This window comes from Zestomonas ipomoeae, assembly GCF_057128665.1.
In genome coordinates this window covers 1-5948 of the sequence record NZ_JBSKHQ010000037.1, presented here as the reverse complement: position 1 = coordinate 5948, position 5948 = coordinate 1, and the positions used below count along the sequence as shown (strand labels likewise).

The window sequence follows — 5948 nt, the reverse complement described above, 5'->3', positions numbered from 1 at the left end:
GAAGCCTTCACCCGCGAGCTGTACCAACGCCTGCAAAGCACGCTCAAGCCGCAACGCATCATCAACGGCTACGGCCCCACCGAGACCGTGGTCACCCCGCTGATCTGGAGCGCCTACCCCGGCGACAGCTTCGAGGCGGCCTACGCGCCCATCGGTACCGCCGTCGGCCCGCGCCGCCTGTATGTACTCGACAGCGAACTCAACCCGCTGCCCATCGGCGTGGCCGGCGAGCTGTACATCGGTGGCGAGATCGGCCTGGCCCGCGGTTACCACCAGCGCCCGGAGCTGACCGCCGAACGCTTCCTGCCCGACCCCTTCGGCGCACCGGGCGAACGCATGTACCGCACCGGCGACCTGGTGCGCTGGCGCGATGACGGCGTGATCGACTACCTGGGCCGGGTCGACCATCAGGTGAAGATCCGTGGCTTCCGCATCGAACTGGGCGAAATCGAAAGCCAGCTGCTGGCCCTGGACGGGGTGGCCGAAGCGGCGGTGATCGCTCGTGAGACGCCGAGCGGTAAGCAGCTGGTGGGCTACGTCGTGCTTAAACACCCCTCTCCCTCCGGGAGAGGGGCCGGGGGAGAGGGTGTCCCAGGCGACTCCGCGGTTTCCCTCACCCCAGCCCTCTCCCAGAGGGAGAGGGAGTTAAAAGCTTCGCTCGCCCAAACCCTGCCGGACTATATGGTGCCCACGCAGATCATCGCCCTGGCCAAACTGCCGCTGACCCCGGCGGGCAAGCTGGATCGCGCGGCGTTGCCGGAACCGGTGTGGCAGAGCCAGGGCTACGAAGCGCCGCAGAGCGAGGCCGAGCGCATCCTCGCCGGCATCTGGAGCGAAGTGCTGGGCATCGAATCCATCGGCCGCGAGGCGCACTTCTTCGAGTTGGGCGGCGACTCCATCGTCGCCTTGCAGGTGGTCAGCCGGGCGCGGCAGCGCGGCTTCGTGCTGCCGCTGAAGGCGCTGTTCGATACGCCGGCGCTGACCGACTGCGCCGGGCAACTGATCGCCGCCGAGGCGGACCTGCCGCAACTGCGTGCATTGCCGCGGGGCGATGACCTGCCGCTGTCCCACGCCCAGCACCGGCTGTGGTTCCTCAACCGCCTCGACCCGGCCAGCGGCGCCTACCATATGCCCGCCGGCCTGAACCTGCATGGCCGCCTGGATCGCCAGGCCCTGCAAGGTGCTTTCGACTGCCTGGAGGCCCGCCACGAGTCCCTGCGCACGCGCTTCGTCGAGCGCCAGGGCGAACCGCGCCAGCGCATCCTGCTGCCGCAAGGGCAGCGTATCGACTGGCACGACCTACGCATGCAGCCCGCCGAACAGCGCGAGGCCACGGCCGAGGCCATCGCCGCCGAGCTGCTGGCCACGCCGTTCGACCTGGCGCGGGACCCGCTGCTGCGTGTGGCAGTGCTGCGCCTGGGCGACCAGGAATACCGCCTGCTGATGGTCCAGCACCACATCGCCTCCGATGGCTGGTCGATGCAGCGCTTCATCGAGGAATTCTGCGCCGCCTACGCCGCGCTGGCCGAAGGCAAGGCGCCTTCTTTCCAGTCGTTGCCGGTGCAGTACGCCGACTACGCCCAGTGGCAACGCGCCTGGCTGGCCAGCGGCGAGGCACGGCGCCAGCTCGCCTATTGGCAGGCGCAGCTCGGCGAGCACCAGCCGCTGCTGGAACTGCCCACCGACCACCCACGCACGGCCAAGACCGGGCTGCATGGCGCACGCCTGCGCTTCGCGCTGCCAGCAAGCCTGACCGGCCAACTGCGGGCCCTGGCCCAACGCGAGAACGCCACCCTGTTCAGCGTCCTGCTGGCCGCCTGGCAGACGCTGCTGTACCGCTACAGCGGGCAGGAAGACATTCGTGTCGGCGTACCGGTGGCCGGCCGCAGCCTGCCGCAGGTGGAGGGGGTGCTCGGCTGCTTCGTCAATACCCTGGTATTGCGCGGCACGCCCACCGGCGCCACGCCGTTCCGCGAGTTGCTGGGCGAGTTGCAGCGCGCCAGCCGCGATGCCCTGGCCCATCAGGATTTGCCCTTCGACCAATTGGTGGAGGCCCTGCAACCCTCCCGCAGCCTCGCCCATCACCCGTTGTTCCAGGTGTCGTTCAACCACCAGCAGGTGGACTTCAGTGGCCTCGACCGGTTGCCGGGCCTGCGTGTCGAACCCTTCGATCCGGGTGCCGCCGGTGCGCTCTTCGACCTGGCGCTGGACACCGAGGAGCACGTCGACGGCAGCCTCTCCGGTTACGTCAGCTATGCCTGCGAGCTGTATGAGACACGCAGCATCCGCCGCATGGCTGAAAGCTTCGTCGGCCTGCTGCAGCGCCTGTGCGAGGCGCCCGGCCTGCCCCTGGCGCAACTGGTGCGGCTCGATGAGCAGGATCAGCGCCAGCTGGATGCCTGGAACCACTGCGAGCAATCGTTCGACGCGGGTCGCCTGCTGCCGGAGCTGATCGCCGAGCAAGCGCGCCAGCACCCGGACGCCATCGCCCTGGTGCACGGCGACGAGCGGGTGAGCTTCGCCGAGCTGGAGGCGCGCGCCAATCGCCTGGCCCGGCTGCTGATCGACAGGGGGGTGACCCCGGACGCCCGCGTCGGCCTGTCGCTGGAGCGCGGCACGGCGATGATCGAAGGGCTGCTGGCAATCCTCAAGGCCGGTGGCGCCTTCGTGCCGCTGGACCCGGACTACCCGCGCGAGCGCCTGGCCTACATGGTCGAGGACTCGGGGCTGAAGTGGCTGGTCACCAGCACCCACCTGGTGGAGCGCTTGCCGCTGGCGGGGGTGGATGTCATCTGCCTGGATTCGGTCGACCTGGCCGGTTATTCCGCCGAAACGCCGGACGTGCGCCTGCACCCGCTGAACCTCGCCTACCTGATCTACACCTCCGGCTCCACCGGCAAGCCCAAGGGTGTGGCGATCAACCACGGCGGACTGAGCATGCACGTGCAGACCACCGGCGAACGCTATGGCATGACGCCGGAGGACGTGGAGCTGCATTTCTCCTCCATCAGCTTCGATGCCGCGGTGGAGCGCTGGACCGTGCCGCTGGCCTGCGGTTCGCGGCTGGTGATTCGCGACCAGGCGCTGTGGTCGGCCGAGCAGACCTGCGACGCGCTGGTGCGGGAGGGAGTGACCTTCACCTGTTTCCCGCCGAGCTACATGCAGCCGCTGCTGGACTGGGTCGAAGCGCAGCAACTGACCTTGCCGGTGCGCAGCTGGACCCTGGGCGGCGAAGCCTTCACCCGCGAGACCTACGAGCGCCTGCAGAGAGTGCTGCGGCCGGAACGCATCATCAACGGCTACGGCCCGACCGAGACCGTGATCACCCCGCTGATCTGGGTCGCCCATCCTGGCGATCCCCTGGAAGCGGCCTATGCCCCCATCGGCAGCGCGGTCGGCCCGCGCCGCCTGTACATCCTCGACGGCGACCTCAACCCGCGGCCGATCGGCGTGGCCGGCGAGCTGTACATCGGCGGCGAAATCGGCCTGGCGCGCGGCTACCACCAGCGCCCGGACCTGACCGCGGAGCGCTTCCTGCCCGACCCGTTCGGTGCGCCCGGCGAGCGCATGTACCGCACCGGCGACCTGGCGCGCTGGCGCCCCGACGGCACGCTGGACTACCTCGGGCGTATCGATCACCAGGTGAAGATTCGCGGCTTCCGCATCGAGCTGGGTGAGATCGAGGCGCAGCTGATGGCCCAAGACAGCGTCGCCGAAGCCGTGGTGGTGGCGCGCGACACGCCGACCGGCAAGCAACTGGTCGGCTATCTGGTAGCGGCGCAAATCATCGATGACGAGCGCGCCTGGCAAGCCGCCGTGAAAGCCACGCTGAGAGCGCAGTTGCCCGAGCACATGGTGCCCGCCGCGCTGGTGCGTCTGGAGGCGCTGCCGCTGTTGCCCAACGGCAAGCTGGAACGCCGCGCGTTGCCCGAGCCGCAATGGCAGACACGCAGCTACCGCGCGCCGCGGAACGAGCTGGAGCAGGCGCTGGCGGCCATCTGGCAGAGCGTGCTGGACGTGCCGCAGGTGGGCCTCGATGACAACTTCTTCGAGTTGGGCGGGCACTCGCTGTTGGCGACCCAGGTCGTGGCCCAGGTGCGCCAGCAAATGAATGTGGAGGTGCCGCTGCGCGCCTTCTTCGAACTGGAAAACCTCGCCGCCCTGGCGGATTCGCTGGCGCAGCAAGCGCCGGCCGCTGCCGAGCAAGAGGACGACGCGCTGCGTGAAATGGCCGCGTTGCTGGATGAGCTGGAGTCGCTGTGAGCAATCAACCGAGTACCGACAAGCAACCCGCTATCGACAAGGCTGCCCTGGCGCGGCGCTTCCTCGCCCTCGGCGCGCCTGAGCAAAGGCGTTTCCTCGAATTGTTGGGCAGCAAGGGTATCCGCTTCGATCTGCTGCCGTTGGTGCCGGCACCGCGCGGCGCGCGCGTGCCGCCCTCCCATGCGCAGCAGCGCATGTGGCTGGTCTGCCAACTGGAACCGGACAGCAGCGCTTACCACATGGTCGGCGCCTTCAATCTGGAAGGTGAGCTGGACCGCGACGCATTGCTGGGCGCGCTGGCCGCCATCGTCGAGCGCCACGAGGCGCTGCGCACGCGCTTCGTTTCCGAGGGCGACCAGCTCTGGCAGGTGATCGACCCGGCTGCTCCGCTGGCCCTGGAAGAACGCGACCTGCGCGGCGAGCCGGATGCGCTCGAACGTGTGGCCAGCGAACATACCGCACGGCGCTTCGACCTGGCCAACGGCCCGCTGCTGCGCGTGCAACTGCTGCGCCTGGACGAGTACCAGTGGCGCCTGCAGGTGGTGACCCATCACATCGTCTCCGATGGCTGGTCCGTCGGTGTGTTCAGTGAGGAACTGGTGCGCGGCTACGCGGCGTTGCGCAGTGGTCAACCGGTGACGCTGGAGGAACTGCCGATCCAGTACGCCGACTTCGCCATATGGCAGCGGGCCTGGCTGGAGGCCGGCGAACGTGAGCGTCAACTCGATTACTGGCGCGAGCGGCTGGGCGCGGAACAGCCGGTGCTGGCCCTGCCTTACCGCGAGCGCGGGGAGGGCGTCACGGCAGGCGGTCCGCGCCATGCCGAGAGCATTGCCACCGCCTTGCCGGCCGGCTTGTCTTCGCGTCTGCGGGAACTGGCACAGGGGGAGGGGGCGACCACCTTCATGGTCCTGCTGGCCGCCTTCCAGTTGCTGCTGGCACGCTACAGCGGCCAGCGCGACATCCGCGTCGGCGTGCCCGTGGCCAACCGCCAGCGCCCGGAGATCGCCCCGCTGATCGGCTTCTTCGTCAACACCCAGGTGCTGCGTGCACAGCTCGCGCCGGGCCTGAGCTTCCGCGAGCTGCTCGGCCAGGTACGGCAGGCGGCGCTGGAGGCGCAGGACCATCAGGACCTGCCGTTCGATCAATTGGTGGAGGCCTTGGCGCCGGAGCGCAGCCTAGGCCAGACGCCGCTGTTCCAGGTGTTGTTCAACCATCAGCGGCGCGACCTCGGCACGCTGGCCAGTTTGCCCGGCCTGCGCCTGGCCCCGCTGGCGCAGCCCGTTCCCCACGCCATGTTCGACCTGGCGCTGGACAGCGAGGAGGACGCCGCCGGCGAGCTGCGCCTGATCTTCACCTACGCGCGTGAGCGTTTGCACGGCGGTATGGTGAAGCGCATGGTCGAGCACTTTGTCGGCCTGTTGCAGCGGCTGTGCGAGTCGCCCGACCTGGCCCTGGCGCAATTGGCGCTGCTCGATGAGCAGGACCAGCGCCAGTTGGATGCCTGGAACCACCCCCGTGAACAGCATGACGACTCGCGCCTGTTCCCCGCGCTGTTCGCCGAACAGGCGGCCCTTCGCCCGGATGCCATCGCTCTGGTGCACGGCACCGAGCGGCTGAGCTACGCCGAGCTTGAGGCCCGCGCCAATCAGTTGGCCCACCTGCTGATCGCCCAGGGCGTGAAG

2 protein-coding genes are annotated in these 5948 nt (G+C 69.0%); both read left to right on the top strand.

Annotated elements, in window-relative coordinates; genetic code table 11:
* The coding region (locus ACWKV7_RS23535; protein ID WP_483860139.1) for an amino acid adenylation domain-containing protein at positions 1–4263 on the top strand (4263 nt) is incomplete at its 5' end.
* A partial coding sequence (locus tag ACWKV7_RS23530) for a condensation domain-containing protein (RefSeq protein WP_483860138.1) occupies positions 4260–5948 on the top strand: 1689 nt, incomplete at its 3' end. The genes ACWKV7_RS23535 and ACWKV7_RS23530, both read left to right, overlap by 4 nt.